This window comes from Nocardia sp. NPDC060249 (assembly GCF_042728755.1).
In the GTDB taxonomy this organism is placed as follows: domain Bacteria; phylum Actinomycetota; class Actinomycetes; order Mycobacteriales; family Mycobacteriaceae; genus Nocardia.
Genome location: NZ_JBHXAQ010000001.1, coordinates 803,029 through 821,967 on the forward strand (window position 1 = coordinate 803,029; position 18,939 = coordinate 821,967).

At 68.6% G+C, this 18,939-nt stretch carries 1 protein-coding gene; it reads left to right on the forward strand.

Annotated elements, in window-relative coordinates; all coding sequences use genetic code 11:
• Window positions 1-468: 468 nt before the first annotated feature.
• Entirely contained in the window at window positions 469-18,753 is an 18,285-nt protein-coding gene (locus tag ACFWFP_RS03595) for an amino acid adenylation domain-containing protein (RefSeq protein WP_379293746.1), read from the forward strand.
• Window positions 18,754-18,939 lie beyond the last annotated feature (186 nt).

Below are 18,939 nucleotides of genomic sequence, written 5' to 3' on the forward strand. Positions count from 1 at the left end.
ACTATCGGCATTCCTCTGTTCGGGGAATCCCGTAGACGGGTGGGGAGTTCTGGGTCTCCCGCTGGATTCGATGTCCAGTTTGGTGCTGAAGTGTTTGAAACAGGGCGCGCACCAGTTCGAAGATTCCGAGGCTCACCGTGGGGTGGTTGACCTGTCGGCAGACCGGCCATGACGCCTGTTCGCCGACTTATCGCCGGTATGCAGGTTTGGACCGTTCGCTCGTGTTCCCGCAGCCCCCACGACACGGTATAGCGATCCCGGCTGCGCGGCAAGGGTCTGTGGCACATTCATGAATCGATTCTGAATCGTGCTGAATTCGGTATCTGATCCATGCCCTGCGGGCGACCTCGCGATGGGCGGACGGCCGAGATGGCCCACCGGCGAGAACGCCATGAACTCGTCCGCGGGGTCGAGTGTCCGATCTGCCTGGATGCGACTTTCTAAACCTCCGAACCAGTCTTCGTGACCATGTTGAAAGGTTCCAGCAAGGGGATCGGGCAACTTTACGGCTATATAATCGACGTCTTGAAACGAGCGTTATCAAGGGAGGTCGAAATGGGCCGAACGAGTCGCATCGATGAGAGTCCGGGCGGGTCGAAGTGGCTGGAAATCGGGTCATTCCGTTCTTCCCGAAACGTGGATTCGGGCAACGGCTCCGGCGCCGGCTCCCACGGCAATGGACACCCGCCATTCGATCTTTTTCCGCTGACTGCGGCCCAGCGGGGGATCTGGTTTGCCCAGCACCTCACGGAATCGTCACCGATTTCGGTGGCCCAATATGTCGAGATCGTGGGCGAGGTGGACGCCGAACTGCTCGCCGAAGCCTGCAGAACCGCCAGTCGGGAGTTCGGATCCGGACATACCCGGCTGATCGAGGTCGACGGAGAGCCACGTCAGTTCGTCGACGACGACCGTGGAGCTCCGGTGTCGGTCATGGACTTGCGCCATCACGCCGACCCGGTGGCGACGGCGCGCACCATGATGACTCAGGATTACTCCGCTCCGCTGGACGTGCTGAACGACGCCCTCGTCACGAGCATCGTGTTCCAGGTCGGCGAGGATCACTTCCTGTGGTACCAGCGCGCGCACCACATCGCGCTCGACGGATTCGCCGCGGTAACGATGCTGCACCGGATGACCGAGCTGTACAACGCTTGGGTGAAATCCGAGGAACCGGCATCGTGCGCGGCGCAGGACCTGGGGGTCATCGTCGAGCAGGATCTGGCGTACCGGGGTTCGACGCGTTTCGACAACGACCGCAGATACTGGCTGGAGCACCTGGCCGGCGCGCCGCCCGCCGTCAGCCTGGCCGGTCGCGTCGGTAAGCCGACCATTCACCCGGCGCTGGTCAGCACAGAACTGCCTGACGTCACCGCACGTCTGCTCGACAGCGTCGCGCTCGAACACGGTCAGAGCGTGGCGCCGATCATCGTCGCGGCGTTCGCCGCCTATCTCGCGCGGATGACCGGAAGCGATGAAGTCATGCTGAGCCTGCCGGTGTCGGGCAGGCACTCTGCCGTGCTGCGCCGTTCCGGGGGGATGGTGGCCAATGTGGTCCCGCTGCGGGTGCGGGTCGCCGGGCGCAGCGTCGGTGAGCTGATCGCCGCTGTGCAAAGTGAGTTGACCAGTGCGCTGCGCCGCCAGCGCTACCGCCAAGAGGACATATTCCACGATATGGGGATCGCGCGCGACGAGGCCGCCTCCTTCGGGCCGGCCGTGAACCTGATGATGATCGAGAACGAGGTCGTGCTCGGCAACACGACGGGCCGCCTCAACGTCCTCACATCGGGCCCTACCGCCGACCTCTTCGTCAATATCTACCCGGGTGCGGGCAAGGACAGTACGCACATCGACTTCCAGGGAAATCCGAACGCCTACAGCCAGGACGAGCTCGCCGGTCACCACCGGCGGTTCCGCATGTTCCTGCACGAATTCCTCGACGGGGGAGCGGGATGCCCGGTCAACAGCCTGTCGCTGCTCGACGTCGAGGAGCGGTCCGCGCTGCCGCGGGTGCAGGGGCCGAGCGGGGTGGAAACACGGCTGCTTCCCGACATTCTGACCGAGAGCGCGCGCCGGAATCATCGCGCGAGCGCGATCATGTCGGCCGGGCAGACGATGACGTACGGCGAGCTGGACGCCAGATCCTCCCAGCTGGCCCGCCATCTCATCGCGCTGGGTTGTGGGCCGGACACGGCCGTGGCGATCATGCTGCGACGCTCGGTCGAATCTGTCGTGGCGACATGGGCGGTCGCGAAATGTGGGGCCGCGTTTGTCCAGTTGGCCCCCGAGTACCCGCGCAAGCGGATCGACCATATGGTCGCCGACAGCGGCGCGACCGTGGCGATCACGATCGACAACTTACGCGGGCTGCTTCCGTCGGCGATGCGCTGTGTGGTGCTCGATGATCCCGCGACCCGGTCAGAAGGCGGCGCCGCGAGCGACCCGATCTCCGACTACGACCGTATCCGTCCACTACGGCCGTCCAATACCGCCTATATCACCTACACCTCGGGATCCACCGGAGCGCCGAAAGGCGTCCAGGTCACCCACACCGGCCTCGCGAACCTGGTTGCCGACCGCGCGGCCACCTACGGCATCGACACGACCTCCCGGGTGTCCTACGCCCTCTCGCCCAGTTTTGATGCCTCCATGGAACAGTTTCTGACCTGCTTCGCGAGCGGATCCACGCTGGTGATCGTGCCGCCCGAGGTGACCGGCGGCGAGCCGCTCACGCGACTGCTGGCCGACGAGCACGTGACCCACCTGACGCTGACGCCCACGATGCTGGCAACCGTGGACCCGCATTCGGCGAGCGACTTGCGCGTGCTCGTGGTCGGCGGCGACGTGTGTCCACCGCACGTGATCGAGCGGTGGACACCGGCGTTGTCGATGTACAACGAATACGGTCCCACCGAGGCCACCGTGACCGCCGTCGGCGCCTCGCTCAGACCCGACCACGCCAACCTGGTCGGTGGCCCCATTCGCGGCGTCTCGGCGATGGTGCTGGACCGAACGCTGCAAGCGGTGCCCAAGGGCACCGTGGGTGAGCTGTACCTCGCCGGGCCGGGACTGGCCCGCGGATACAGCCATCTGTTCGTCGAAACCGCCGCCCGCTTCGTCGCGGACCCGTACGGTGACGCCGGCGAGCGGATGTACCGCACCGGCGACATCGCACGCTGGACCGGCGACAACGCCGATATGACGCTGGAATTGACGGGGCGCAGCGACTTCCAGGTCAAGATCCGTGGATACCGGATCGAACCGGGCGAGATCGACGCCGTGCTCACCACCCACGAGGACGTGGACCTTTCCGTGACGGTGCCGGTGCGCAACAACGCGGGGACGACCGTGCTGGCGTCGTATGTGGTCCCGGTCGGCGGCCGTCGGATCGAACTGCCCGAGCTCCAGCGCTTCGCCGTTGATGCGCTGCCGCCGCATATGGTCCCGGCGGTGATCCTCGTGTTGGACAGCCTCCCGGTGAACGCCTTCGGCAAACTCGATCGCAGCGCGCTGCCGAAGCCGGAATTCGGGACCGCGCCCGTCGGCCGGGCGCCGGCCACCGCCCGGGAGAAGGCGGTCGCCAGGCTGTTCTCCGAGGTGCTCGGCGTGCCTCTGGTCGGCGCGGACGACAGCTTCTTCGCCCTGGGCGGCGACAGCATCCTGTCGATCCAGCTGGTGGCGCGGGCCAAGGCCGACGGCCTGAGTTTCACCACACAGGACGTGTTCGTGCACAAGACCGTCGCGGGCCTGGCGGCCACGGCGACGCAAGCCAGCGATACCCCCGAGCTGGACGAGTTGCCCGGCGGCGGCGTAGGACCGATGCCGTTGACGCCGATCATGTGCGCGATGCTCGATCGGGGTCACTACGACCGATTCGCGCAGGCCGCGCTCGTGCAGCTCCCCGACGGGGTCGATCGAGCGGGCCTCGTGCGCGCCGTGGGATCCCTGCTGAACCGCCACGACATGCTGCGCGCGGTATTGCACGGCGATGCGGCTGACCGCTACGTCGAGGTACTCGAACCCGAATCGGTCGACCCGGACGCCGCGCTCGTCGATATTCGGCTCGAGCGACGTGACGCCGCCGAAGTCGACCTGCACCTGCAGAAGGCCGCGGATCGGTTGGACCCGGGCAAGGGTGTGCTCGTGCAAGCCGTCTGGATGCAGGATGGCAACGGCTCGGGACCAGACCTGCTGTGGCTGGTGATCCACCATCTGGCCGTCGACGTGGTCTCGTGGCGCATCATCCTCGCCGACCTCGCACAGGCCTGGTCGCAGATCCGCGACGGTGGCGAACCGCGTTTCGGCACGGTCACCACCTCGTTCCGGCGGTGGGCACACGGCCTGGCCGAGCGGGCGCCGGGCACGCGGCCCGCGGAGCTCGACCGGTGGAAAGATGTCCTCGCGCGAGGTGATCAGCTTCTCGGATCGCGCCGTCTGATCGCCGATCGCGACGTCGGGGCCACGGCGGGCCGGGTCCATCAGCGCATCCCGGCAGCGGTCACCGAGGCGGTTCTCACCACCATTCCGGACCGCTTCCACTGCAGCGCCAACGATCCGCTGCTCGCCGCCCTGGCACTGGCACTGGGTGAGTGGCGACGCAGGCGCGGTACGGCAGCGAGTGCCGGTGAGCTGATCTCGCTGGAGGGGCACGGCCGCGAGGAGCGGGCCGTGCCCGGCGCTGATCTCAGCGGCACCGTGGGCTGGTTCACCACCCGCTTCCCGGTCCGGATCGAGTGGGACGATGTCGATCTCGATGATGCGCTGGCCGGCGGCCTGAGTGCGGGCCGGGCGATCAAGCAGGTGAAGGAGCAGTTACGCGCGGTGCCGGGCAACGGCATCGGCTACCAGGTGCTGCGACATCTCGATTCCCAGGGCAGTGCCGAACTCGCGGACCTGCCCGAACCTCAGATCAGTTTCAACTATCTCGGGCGGGTGAGTGGCGGTGAGCGCTCGATGCCCTGGGCACCCACCACCGAGTTCACCGCACTGACCGCGACGAGCGACCCGGGGATGACGCTGCCGGCCGTGCTCGATGTCAACGCGATCGCCGAGGAAGGCAGCGACGGGCTCGAACTCGACGTGACCTGGGAGTTCGCCTCGCAGATAGTGGGCAGCGAGGAGGTCGACGAGCTCACCGGGCTGTGGGCTCGCGCCCTGGGAGCACTCGCCGATCACGTCCGCTCCGACACCGGCTACGGCTTCACGCCCTCCGACTTCCCGCTCGCCGCCCTGTCGCAGGACGATGTCGACCACTGGCTGGCGGAGTACCCGTCGATGATCGATGTCTGGCCGCTCACCGCGTTGCAGTCCGGGCTGCTGTTCCACACCGTCTACGACCGGGACGGCGACGACGGCTACATCGTGCAGGTCGGGCTGACCCTCGCCGGGCAGGTGGACGGGGCGCGGATGCGGCGGGCCGCGCAGGTGCTCCTCGACCGGCACGACAGCCTGCGGACCGCCTTCGTGGGTAGTGCCGACGGGCCACGACAGATCGTCCTGCGCGAGGCCGGGGTCGATTGGGGCGAGTCGAGTATCACCGATATCAGCGATGCCGGGCAGCGGGGGCAAGAACTTCGGCGACTCGCGACGGCGGCCGCGGCTCCGTTCGACCCGGCCCGCCCGCCGCTGGTGCGTTTTCATCTCGTGCGCACCGGCGCCGATGACTTCCAGTTGCTGGTCACCAACCACCACCTCGTGCTCGACGGCTGGTCGATGCCGCTGCTGATCCACGAGTTGCTCTCGTTGTACGCGTCCGACGGCGATACCGCCGAGCTCGCGCCCCCGCGGTCGTACCGTGAGTATCTGCAGTGGCTGCAGGCTCAGGACCGCGACGCCGCAATCGCCGCGTGGCAGCAGGCGCTCGCCGGAATCGACGGTCCGACGCGGGTCACCGCCGGTCCGGATCGGTCCGTCACCGCGCACGCCGGTGAAGTCGGCCTGAACCTGGATGCTGCGACCACCGCCGCGCTTCTCGATCTGGGCCGCACGCACGGCGTCACTGCCAACACGGCCCTGCAGGTGGCGTGGGCATTGCTGGTGGCCGCGCTGACCGGACGGTCGGACGTGGTGTTCGGCAACACGATCGCGCACCGCCCGCCGCAGATTCCGGATATCGAGCGCATGGTCGGGCTGCTCGTCAACACGTTACCCGTCCGGGTCCGCCTCGACGCCGGCGAAACCGCCGGCGATCTGCTCGTCCGCGTGCAGTCCGAGCAGGCCGCCATGCTGGATCACCAGTACATCGGCTTGGCGGAGCTGCAACGGGCCACCGGAATCACCGATATGTTCGACACCGCGACTGTGCTCGAGTCCTATCCGCTCGACCGGGAACTGCTGGCGGGCAATCTCTCCGACGCCGGCTTGCGGTTCGTCGACATCGACGCACACGATGCCACGCCGTATCCGCTGAGTCTGCAGGTGTCCCCGCCGAGGCCGCGGCGCGACCGGCCATCGGACGCCGCCGACGAGCCCGCCACCTACATGGTGGCGCTGAAATTCGCCACCGACCGATTCGATGCGGACGAGGTCCGCACCCTGCTCGAACGCTTCGAGCTGCTTCTCACCCAGATCGTCGGACATCCCGACCGGAAGGTCGCCGCGATCTCCGCCTGCTGGGATTCCGAACGCGCGGAACTGCTTTCGGTCGGCAGCGAGGAACCCGCCGCCGACGAGCGCGTGCTGCGCGACATCCTGTGGGGGACCGCGCGGACGTATCCGGATGCCGTGGCCGTGCGGTGCGGTGACACCACGTGGACCTATCGTGAGCTGGAGCGCCGCGCCGACAGGTTCGCCCAGCTGCTGGCCCGCCATGGCGCTCGCGCCGAGTCGATCGTCGCGTTGGCCGTTCCCCGTTCGGCCGAACTGATGGTCGCGATCTGGGCGGTGGCGAAGACCGGCGCCGCCTTCCTGCCGCTGGATCCGGGCAATCCCGACGCGCGGATCGCGGAGTTGCTGGCCGACTCCCGGACCCGTCTGGGCGTGACGACCAGCGATGTCGCGCTGCGTCTTCCGGAAACTGTCGACTGGGTGATTCTGGATGCTTCGGCGTCGGACGCCGACGAGGGTCTGCCACCTCCGGCCGGTTTCTCGGCAGGGGCCGATCGGCTGTCGGCCGACAACGCGGCATACGTGATCTATACGTCGGGATCGACCGGCAAGCCGAAGGCGGTGCACCTCAGCCACCGCGGCCTGGCCGGACTCGTCTCGGCGCATACCGATGCCTTCGGCGCCGGTCCGGATTCGGTGGTGTTGCAGGTCGCGTCGCCGGGTTTCGACGCCTGCCTGTCGGAGTTGCTGTTGGCGCACGGCAGCGGCGCCGCGCTCGTGGTGGCGCCGCCGGAGGTGTACGCCGGGACCGACCTCGAGGAATTGCTTCGTGCGCAGCACGTGTCGCACGCGATCATCACCCCGTCGGTGCTGAAAACCATGGATCCGTCCCGGACGCCGTCGTTGACCTCGCTCGCGGTCGTCGGCGAAGCGACCGAGCCGGACACCGTGAACCGGTGGGCCCATGGGCGACGGCTGATGAATCACTACGGACCCACCGAGTGCACGATCTGGGCGACGGGCTCGGACGCTCTCGTACCCGGCGAGCTGGTGACGATCGGCGCCCCGATCCCTGGCGCGTCCGCGATGGTTCTCGACACGTGGCTGCGACCGGTGCCGGTCGGTGTCGCGGGCGAGCTCTATCTCGGTGGGCCCGGACTTGCCCGCGGATACATCGACCGACCGGGCGTGACCGCGGCACGCTTCGTGGCGGATCCGCGATCCACCCGCGGTGAGCGGATCTACCGCACCGGTGATTCCGTGCGCTGGGTCCGCGGACACGCCGGACCGGCACTGGAATATCTGGGCCGCTGTGATCAGCAGGTCAAGATTCACGGCCTGCGGATCGAGCCAGGGGAAATCGATGCCCACCTGGCTCGGCACCCGGATGTGGCGAGCGTCGCCACCGTCGTGGTCAAGGGGCCTGCCGACGAACCGATTCTGGTGTCCTACTTCGTGTCCCCCTCGGGCGCCGCGGTAGATGTGGCGGCACTCGGCGACGATCTCTCGGGCACGCTGCCGCGGTATATGAATCCCGCGGCGATCGTGCAGCTCGAGGAGATGCCGCGCACGCCTACGGGAAAACTCGATCGGAAAGCCTTGCGGCAGCGGGCCTTCGAGTCCGGCGCCGCGGGCGGCAGAGCGCCGTCGACGCAGACCGAACAGGTGGTGGCGAAGCTGTTCGCCGAGGTGCTCCATCTCGACAGCGTGTCCGCCGACAGCAACTTCTTCGCGCTCGGCGGGGACAGCATCGTCTCGATGCGACTGGTGGCGCTGGCGCGGGCCGCCGGGCTCACGCTCACGCCGCGAGATGTCTTCGAAGGCAAGACCGTTGCCGCCCTGGCCGCGATGGCCGGCGGCGAGGCGCCTGCGGCGGCGGACCCCGCCTCGGATTCTCCGCTCGTCACGCTCACCCCACCCGATATCGCCCGGCTCGAGCAGCAGTACCACGGCCTGTCCGACGTATGGCCGTTGTCGCCCATGCAGTCCGGGGTGCATTTCCATTCGACGTTCGACCCGGCTGCCGGGGACACCTACACCGTCCAGACGATGATCGGATTCTCCGGCGCGGTCGACGGTGCGCGCCTGCGCCGTGCCGCTCAGGCCGTGGTCGACCGGCACGATATCCTGCGCGCCGCGTTTGTGGAGACCGCGGCCGGGCCGCGCCAGATCGTGCTGGACCACGCCGAGATCGCGTTCCGGGAGATCGATCTCGCCGTGACCGGCAATGGGCAGTCCCCGACCGACCCGGGAGCTATTGCCGCGGCGGACGCGGCGGCGGGATTCGATCTGTCGGCTCCGCCGCTCCTGCGCTTGACGCTGATCCGTCTCGACGCGGGGTCCTTCCGGCTGCTCGTCACGAATCACCATGTGATCCTGGACGGCTGGTCGATGCCGCTGCTGATGCGAGAACTGCTCGACTACTACGGTTCTCCCGCCCATATCGACGCCGCCGGACCCGCTCCCTCCTACCGTGACTATCTGTCCTGGCTGGGGCGGCAGGACAGTGCCGCGTCCAAGGCGGCATGGGCGCAAGCCTTCTCGGATGTCGAGGCACCCACCCGGGTCTCGCGCGACGGGGGCGCGGCGGGTTCGGTTTCCGCCGCCGAGGTCGGTGCCGAGCTGACGGCAGATCGTTTCGGCGAACTGCGTCGGGTGGCGGCGGAGGCGGCCGTCACCATCAACACGGCGGTCGCCGCGGCCTGGGCCCTGAATCTGCGCGTCCTGACCGGCGAGACCGATGTGATCTTCGGATCCGCGGTATCGGGACGGCCACCGGAGTTGCCGCTGGTCGACCAGACGCTCGGCATGTTCCTGACCACGATTCCCGTGCGGGTCCCACTCGAACCCAGCATGACGGTGCGCGATTTGCTGACCGGCATTCAGGCACGGCACGCCCGCATGCTCGATCATCACCATATCGGCCTGCCCGAGATTCACCGCAGCGTCGGCCTGCCCGAACTCTTCGACACCGCCATCACCTTCCAGTCGTTCCCCGTCGATCGGACGGCTCTGCAGCAACTCGTCGATTCGGCGGGTCTGCGGGTGGACGAACTCAGCGGTATCGACGCGACGCCGTACCCGCTGAGCCTGGTCGTGGAACCGACACAGTCCGAGCACGGCGATGCGCAGGGACTGCGGGTCACCCTCCGATTCCACGACCGCGCAGTCGACACCGCGGCGGCACGCCGGATCCTCGACCGCTTCGTCGCGTTGCTCGGCCGGATCGCCGCGAACGCCGACATTCGGCTGGGCGAGCTGCCGCTCGACGAGGAACCGGGACCGACGTGGCCGGCTTCGGATGCGCAACCGGCGATCCCGGACACGCTGGACCGCATACTGGCCGCCGGTGCTGCCGCCGAACCCGACGCGATCGCCGTGCGATGCGGTGCGACCGCCATGACATACCGGCAGCTCGACGAGCGATCCACCCGGCTGGCCCGGGTCCTGCTCGGCCACGGTGCCCGGCGGGGACAGGTCGTGGCCGCTGTGCTTCCGCGATCCCTGGCGGCGACGGTCACCCTGTGGGCCGTGGCGAAGACCGGTGCCGCGTTCCTGCCGATAGATCCGACGCTGCCGGCGGACCGGATCGAATTTCTGCTGTCGGATTCGAAAACCGTGCTCGCGCTGACCGACACATCATCCGCCGGCAAGCATCGCCCCGACGGCGTCGACTGGCTGATCCTGGACCAGGACCGGATGCTCGGCGCGGTGGACTCGGTTCCCGCTGTGCCGATCACCGATGCCGAGCGCGGCGGACCGATTCGGCGCGACCAGACCGTGTACGTGAGCTACACCTCCGGGTCGACCGGTGTGCCCAAGGGCGTACTCGTCAGCCATCGCGGCCTGGCCGACATCGTCGCGGCGCAACGGCGGATACTCGGCGTCGACCCGGCGTCGGTGGTGCTGCAGGTCGCCTCGCCCAGCTTCGACGCCTCGGTGTTCGAATTGCTGATGGCGCACGGCTCGGGCGGCCGGCTGGTCGTCTCGCCTGCCGATGTCTACGCCGGACCCGAGCTGGCGGATCTGATCGGGCGCGAACAGGTTTCGCATGCGGTGATCACTCCCTCGGCGCTGGCGACCGTCTCGTGCGACGGTCTAGAGGGGCTGCGCGTGCTGGCGACAGCCGGTGAGCCGGTCGGGCCGGAACTGGTCGATCGGTGGGCGCCGCATCGCACGATGGTCAATCTGTACGGGCCGAGCGAAAGCACGATCTGGGCTACCGCCAGCGACGCGCTGGCGGCCGATGCCGCGATCACGATCGGCAGGCCGGTCGGCCCGGTCGCGGTCGTCGTCCTGGATACCTGGTTGCGGCCTGTGCCGGACGGCGTCGTGGGCGAGCTGTACCTGATCGGCGCCGGCCTGGCCGACGGGTACGCCGCCAGGATGGGGTTGACCGCGGCGCGGTTCGTCGCGAGCCCGTTCGCGGAGCCGGGTCAGCGCATGTACCGCACCGGTGACGTGGTGCGCCGCAGCGCCGATGGCGAGTGGGAGTTCTTGGGGCGCAACGATTTCCAGGTGAAGGTCCACGGCACCAGGATCGAGCTGGGGGAGATCGACGCGGTGCTCGACGCGCGAGCGGATGTGGCGTACGCGGTCACGGTGCCGCGCCGCGACGGCGATCGACCGGTGCTGCTGGTGTCCTATGTCGTGCCCACGCCCGGGACGGAGGTGTCGGGCGAGGAATTGCGCGCGGCACTGGCCGACGCGCTACCCCGGCACACGGTGCCGTCCGCGGTGATGGTGCTCGACGAGGTGCCGCTGACCGTCAACGGGAAGCTGGATCGCGAGCGGTTGCCCGAGCCGGTCGCTGTCACGCGAGAATTCCGGGCGCCCTCGCCCGGGGTGGAAGAGTTGGTCGCGCGGACCTTCGAGCAGGTGCTCGACGTGGACCGGGTCGGAGTCGACGACGACTTCTTCGCGCTGGGCGGTGATTCGCTGAGCGCCTCGATGGTGGTGGCGCGCATCGGCGCGGCCCTGGGCGCGCGCGTGCCGGTGCGGTCGGTCTTCGAGGCGCCGACCGTCGGCGGACTGGCCGGGCTGGCAGCGGCGGCCCGCGGTGGGGGCAGGTTGCCGCTGCTGCCGGGCGTGCACCCCGACTCCGTGCCGCTGTCGCTGGCACAGCAGCGGATGTGGTTCCTGAACCGCTTGGAGCCGGACTCCGCGGTGCACAACATTCCGGTGATGCTGCGGTTGTCCGGACGGCTGGACACCGAAGCGCTGGGCGCCGCGCTCACCGATGTGGTCGGACGGCACGAGGTGTTGCGCACGATCTATCCGGAAGCGGACGGTGAAGCGCGGCAGGTCGTTCTCGACGAACACGTGGTGCCGGTGGCGCCGGTGCGAGTGCCTGCGGAATCGGTCCCGGATGTGGTGGGCGAGTTCGTGCGGCGTGGATTCGATGTGACCGCCCGAGCGCCGATGCGCGTGGGCTTGTTCGAGCTGGGCGCCGAGGGCGACAGTGACACAGGAGAATTCCTGCTGGTGCTGGTGGTCCATCACATCGCCGGCGATGGTCAGTCGATGGGGCCACTGGCCCGTGACGTGATGGTGGCCTATGCCGCGCGACGGGCCGGTCAGACCCCGCAGTGGGAGCCGCTGGCGGTGCAGTACGCGGACTTCGCGTGGTGGCAACGGCAGATGCTGGGGGCCGCGGACGATCCGGCGTCGTTGATGTCGGAGCAGTTGGAGTTCTGGCGCTCGACGCTCGCGGGCGCACCGGACCGGCTGGAACTACCGGCGGACCGCCCACGTCCGGCCGTCTCGTCGCTGTCGGGCGGCCGGGTACCGGTGGAGATCGACGCGAGGCTGCACGAGCGGCTGGTCGCGCTGGCAGCGTCGAGGGGGTCGTCGCTGTTCATGGTGATGCATGCCGCGCTGGCAACGGTACTGGGGCGGCTCAGTGCCAGCGACGACATCGTGATCGGCACCCCGGTCGCGGGACGGAGCGAGCCGGGTCTGGACGATCTGGTGGGGATGTTCGTGAACACGCTGGCACTGCGAACCCGGGTGGACACGGGCGAGCCGTTCGCCGAGTTGCTGAGGCGTACCCGGGAGACGGACCTGCTGGCGTTCGAGCACGCGGACGTACCGTTCGAGCGGATCGTGGAGGAGCTGAACCCGGAGCGATCGGCGGCTCGGCACCCGTTGTTCCAGGTGGCCTTGGCGTTCCAGAACGTGTCGGCGGTCGACGTGGCGCTGCCCGACGTCACCGTTGCGCGAGCGGATGTGGACACCGGGGCGATCCAGTTCGACCTGCAACTGGCGCTGTCCGATTCAACCGGCAACGGCGCGGTGGCGCAGGGTCTGTCGGGAATGCTGACCTACGCTCGGGATCTGTTCGACGAGGCGACCGCGGCGGCGATCGTCCGGCGGCTGGTGCGGGTACTGGAAGCCGTCGCCGACGATCCGGCCGTGGTGGTCGGGGACATCGACTGGCTGGAAGCCGACGAGCGCTCGGCGCTCACGTCGCGGGTCGGGGCGCGCACCGTGCGGGCGCTGGAGCCGTCCGGATTGCTGCCGGAGGTGTTCGCCTCGGCCGTCCGGGACAACGGCGAGGGGATCGCCGTCGTCGCGGGGGACGCCACGCTGTCGTACGCGCAACTGGACGAACGATCGAGCCGACTGGCGAGGGTGCTGATCCGCCGTGGCGCCGGACCGGAGCATCCGGTGCTGGTGGCGGCGGCGCGGTCGACGGAGTCCGTCGTCGCGTGGTGGGCGGTGGTGCGGTCGGGTGCGGCCTACGTGCCGGTCGACCCGGGCTATCCCGAAGGCCGGATCACGCAGATGGTGTCGGATTCCGGTGCGACGCTCGGGGTTACGGTGTCGTCGGTGCGTGCCCAGCTGCCCGATTCGGTGGACTGGATCGTGCTCGACGACCCGGCCGTCGCCGCGCAGATCGACGCGGCGGCGAGCGGCCCGATCGGTGACGACGAGCGGACGCGGCCGCTACGGGCCTCGGATATCGCCTACGTGGTCTTCACCTCCGGATCCACGGGAGTGCCCAAGGGCGTGGCTATCACGCATTCCGGCATCGCCGACTTCGTCTCGGGGCGGCGCGCCGACCCCGAGCTCCGGCACACGTCCAGGGTGCTGCATTTCGCGTCGCCGTCCTTCGACGCCGCGCTGATGGAGATCCTGATCGCGGTCAGCAGGGCCGCGACGTTGATCGTGGCGCCGACGGGGATCTACGGCGGCGGTGAGCTGGCCGGGTTCTTGCGCGCGCAGCGGGTCACCCACGCCTTCATCACCCCGGCCGCGCTCGCGTCGGTGGATCCGGCCGGGCTCGACGACTTGCGGATGGTGCTGTCCGGTGGTGACGAGGTCCCGGCGGATCTGGTGCATCGCTGGGCGGGCACCGACATCGCGGGTGCCCGGAAGTTCCGGGTGCTGTACGGGCCGACCGAGGCCACGATGCTCGCCACGGAGACGGGCGCGCTGCGACCGGATGATCGGCCGACGATCGGTGCCCCGCTGCCGGGGATACAGGCGCTGGTCCTGGACTCCCGGCTGCACGCGGTCCCGGTGGGGGTGGCGGGGGAGCTGTATCTGGCGGGTCCGGCGCTGGCGCGCGGATACCTGAACAAGGCGGTGACCGATGCGGCGCGGTTCGTGGCGCATCCGTTCGGGGAACCGGGACGCCGCATGTACCGGACCGGCGATGTGGTGCGCTGGAATTCCGGTGGCGATCTGGAGTTCTTGGGGCGCAACGACTTCCAGGTGAAGATCCGTGGTTTCCGGGTGGAGCTGGGCGAGATCGACGCGGTGCTGAGCGCGCAGGAGCAGGTGGCATACGCGGTCACCGTGCCGTGGCGGGGGGACACCGGCCCGGCGCAATTGGTGTCCTACGCGGTACCCGAAACCGGGGCGAGCCTCTCGGGCGAACAGTTGCGTGCGGCGTTGGTCGAGGTGCTGCCGTCGTATCTGGTGCCCGCCGCGGTGATGATCCTCGACGCGATGCCCCTGTCGCCGAACGGAAAGCTCGACCGCTCGGCCCTGCCCGCACCCGTTGTCCAGGCCAAGCGATTCCGGGCGCCGGAGACACCGGTGGAGGAAATAGTGGCAGGCGTCTTCGCCGACGTCCTCGGGATCGACGGTCCCGTAGGCGCCGACGACGACTTCTTCGACCTCGGTGGCAACAGCCTGGTGGCCACCCGGGTCGCCGCGCGGATCGGTGCCGCGCTCGAGGTGACCGTCCCGGTGTCGATGATCTTCGAAGCGCCGACCGTCGCGAGGTTGGCCGCGTGCGCCGAATCGCAGGCCGACACCGGCCGGGTAGCGCTGGCCGCGCGGCCGCGGCCGCAGCGAATCCCCCTGTCGTCCGCACAGCAGCGGATGTGGTTCCTGAACCGGCTCGAGCCCAGCTCGGCCGCCTACAGCATTCCGATCGTGCTCCGGCTGTCCGGACAGCTGGATCTCGACGCGCTGCGCGCGGCGTTCGAGGATGTGCTGAACCGGCACGAAGTACTGCGGACCGTCTACCCGTATGCCGAGGGTGAGCCGTCGCAGGTCGTCCTTCCGGCCGCGCAGGCATGTGCGCCGATCACGGTGACCTCGCTCACGGAACCGGAACTGGCCGAGTCGTTGTCGGCGTTCGTCTCGACGGTGTTCGATGTGACGGTCGACGCGCCGGTGCGGGTGCGGTTGTTCGATCTCGGGCGCGACGAATGGGTCCTGGCCGTGGTGGTGCACCACATCGCCTGCGACGGGTCCTCGCTCGGCCCGCTGGCTCGGGACATGATGACCGCGTACTCGGCTCACCTGGCCGGGAAGACGCCGAGTTTGCCGCTGCTGCCGGTGCAGTACGCCGACTACGCGATCTGGCAGCGGACGGTGCTGGGGGCCGACGACGATCCAGAATCGCTGCTGCGTGCCCAGATCGACTACTGGACACTCGAATTGGCGGAGCTCCCGGTGTTGCTGGGCCTGCCGACCGACCGACCGCGTCCGCCCGTGCAGACCTATGCGGGCGCGAGCGTACCGATCACCGTCGGTGCCGATCTGCATGCGCGATTGCAGCAGGTCGCGCGAGCGCACAACACGACGCTGTTCATGGTCTTCCACGCTGCGCTGGCGGCCACGCTGGCCCGGCTCGCCGATACCGACGACATAGCGATCGGCACTCCGTTCGCGGGACGCGGCGAGCCCGAACTCGACGATCTGGTCGGGATGTTCGTCAACACCCTGGTGCTGCGGACCCGGTTGACACCGGAGATGACATTCACCCAGCTGCTCGAACACCAGCGTGGAACCGATCTGGCCGCGTTCGGGCACGCCGATGTTCCGTTCGAGCGGCTGGTGCAGGAATTGAACCCGGTGCGCTCGCACGCCCACCATCCACTGTTCCAGGTGATGCTGGCGTTCCAGAACGTCGCCGGGGCCCAGTTCGAACTTCCGGGGCTCTCGGCGTCGGCCATGACGGCCGATACCGACATCGCGCTGTTCGATCTGCTGATCACGATGACCGATTCCTACGACTCCGCCGGTGACCCGGCCGGCATCAGCGGCGGGGTGATCTACGCGAGTGATCTCTTCGACGCGACGACCGCGACAGCGATCGTCGATCGCCTGCTGCGCATGCTCGGCGCGCTGGTGGCCGATTCGGCACAGCTGGTGCGCGAGGTGGATCTGCTCGGCGCCGACGAACGGGAAACCGTTCTGACGCAGTGGAATGCGACCGATCACAGCCTCCGCCCGGACGAGACGCTCGCCTCGGTCTTCGCCGACTCCGTGCGGGCGTACGCGGATCGGCCCGCGGTGACCGCCGGAGAACAGACGCTGACCTATGCCGAATTCGCGTCCCGGGTCCACCGGCTGGCGCGGTGGATGATCTCGCGCGGCGTGGGTCCGGAGTCGTTGGTGGCGCTGCGGATGCGGCGTTCGCTGGACCAGGTCGTGGCCGTCTACGCGGTGCACGCCGCCGGCGGCGGGTACGTGCCGGTCGATCCGGACCTGCCGGCAGACCGTATCGCCTACATGCTGTCCATCGCCGCACCGGCGCTGGAACTGTCGTCGCTCGACGGTCTGGAGCTGTCCGGATTCGAGGACGGGCCGGTCACCGACGCCGATCGGCTCGCACCGCTGCGATCGCACAATGTCGCGTACGTGATCTTCACCTCGGGGTCGACCGGTCGACCGAAAGGTGTTGCGGTATCGCATACTTCGGTCGTCAACCAGATACGCTGGCTCAGCGGGGCCTACGCGCTGACGCCGAACGACGTCGTGCTGCAGAAGTCCCCGGCGACGTTCGACATGTCGGTGTGGGAGCTGTTCGCGCCACTGGCGGTGGGCGCCCGGCTGATGATCGCGCGGGCCTACGGGCATACCGACCCCGCTTATCTCGCCGAAACCATTGCTGCCCAGCGGGTCACGTTCACCGCCCTCGTGCCGTCGATGCTGGCGGTGCTCGCCGACATGGCGCCCGCGGAGTCGCTCGAGTCGGTGCGCACGCTGCTGGTGGGTGGTGAGGCATTCGGCCCCGAGACAGTGGCCGCGGCCCGGCGAATAGTGCCCGGGGTCGAGTTGCACAATCTGTACGGGCCGACCGAGTGCACCGTGTGCGCGACCGCGCATCGGGTGACCGAAGCCGAGAGCGGGAACATGCCGATGGGTTCACCGGTATGGAACACGCGGGCATACGTCCTCGACAACCGGTTGCATCCGGTACCGCCCGGCGTCGCCGGGGAGCTGTACCTGGCGGGCAACCAGCTCGCGCGCGGCTACCAGTCCCGTCCGGGCCTCACCGCGGAACGGTTCGTGCCCGATCCCTATGCCGACGGCCGGCGCCTGTACCGCACCGGCGACTTGGTGCGCTGGCGCGAAACCGGCGAACTGGATTACCTGGGCCGCACCGATTTCCAGGTGAAGCTGCGCGGCCTGCGTATCGAACTCGGCGAAATCGAGGCGGTACTCGCCGAGCATCCCAGCATCGCGCGGGCGATCGTGGTGGTGCGCCCCATCGGTGTGATGGAGCACCTCGTCGCCTACCTCGTGCCCGCCGCGGGCGCCACGGTCGATACCGCGGCGGTGTCGGCGCACGTGGCGACCAAACTGCCCGACTACATGGTGCCCGCCACGATGATGGTGCTCGACACGGTGCCGCTGCACACGTCGGGCAAGCTGGATCAGCTGCGGCTGCCGGAACCGGTGCTCGCGGTAGCGGAGTTCAGAGAGCCCTCGTCCTGGCTGGAAGGCGAGGTTGCACGCGCCTTCGGAACGGTGCTCGGCGTGGATCGGGTGGGCGCGGATGACGACTTCTACGCCTTGGGCGGCAACTCGCTGAAGTCGGTGCAAGTGGTGAGCGAATTGCGCAAGGAACTCGACTACGAGGTTCCGATCAGCTGGATGCTGTCCGATCCCTGCCCCGCCGACCTGGCGAAGCGGATCGAATCCAGAATGCACTCCGGTTCCGCCGTCGACGAGACCGATGCCGGCTTCGGCACGGTGCTGCCGATCCGGACCGATGGAGAACGAGCCCCCTTGTTCTGTATCCACCCGGCGGTGGGCCTGTCGTGGTGTTACCGCACGCTCGACCGCTACCTCTCCGACGATCGACCGATCTACGGTATCCAGGCGCCACAGATCGACGGCGAGATCCCCGGTCCGACATCGATCGAAGAAATGGCCGCACGCTACTTCGACGAGATCCGCGCGGTGCAGCCACACGGCCCCTATCACCTGCTCGGCTGGTCACTGGGTGGTGCGATCGCCCATGCCCTTGCCGTCGAGATGCGCGCCGCCGGTGAACAGGTCGCGCTGCTGGCACTGCTGGACGCCGAGGCGGGCGGTGTCGACGAGTCGGAGCTGCGCGCGGTCACGGCCGGCGAGCTGATCAGCAATCTCGGCCCGGTCATGGGCGTCGATTTCGTCAGCTCCGAGGCGACGGCCGAGGAGGCCGCCGACCTGATCGAACGCCACCTCGGGAGCAGCCTCGGTATCGACGCCGCACGGATCCAGCGTCTGACCGATGCCTACAACCTGGCGATCCGGGCAGCCGGTGCGTGGCGTCCCGCCGTCTTGGACAGCGACATGCTCTATTTCACCGCGACACGCGACCGGCAATCCGATGCCGTGGGGCACGAGGGATGGGCGCGGGTGGTCCGCGGGCAGATATCGACTGTCGACATCGATGCGACCCACCTCGCGATGACCCAACCGGAGGCGATGGCCGAGATCGCCCGGATTCTCAACGCGCGACTGGATCGATGACCGCGTGTGCGCTCGGTGAGGTGGCGCACCTGGCGCTGGTTGTGCCAACCCGCCGACCGTAGTCGCTGTACTCCCGGGGCGACATCCCCACGGCGTCGTTCCGGTTGCGAGACCGACCTGGTCGCCTGCTATTTTGAACGTTGTTCAATTCAGTAGCGAAGGATGTCTGCGTGCCCGAAGTCGAGA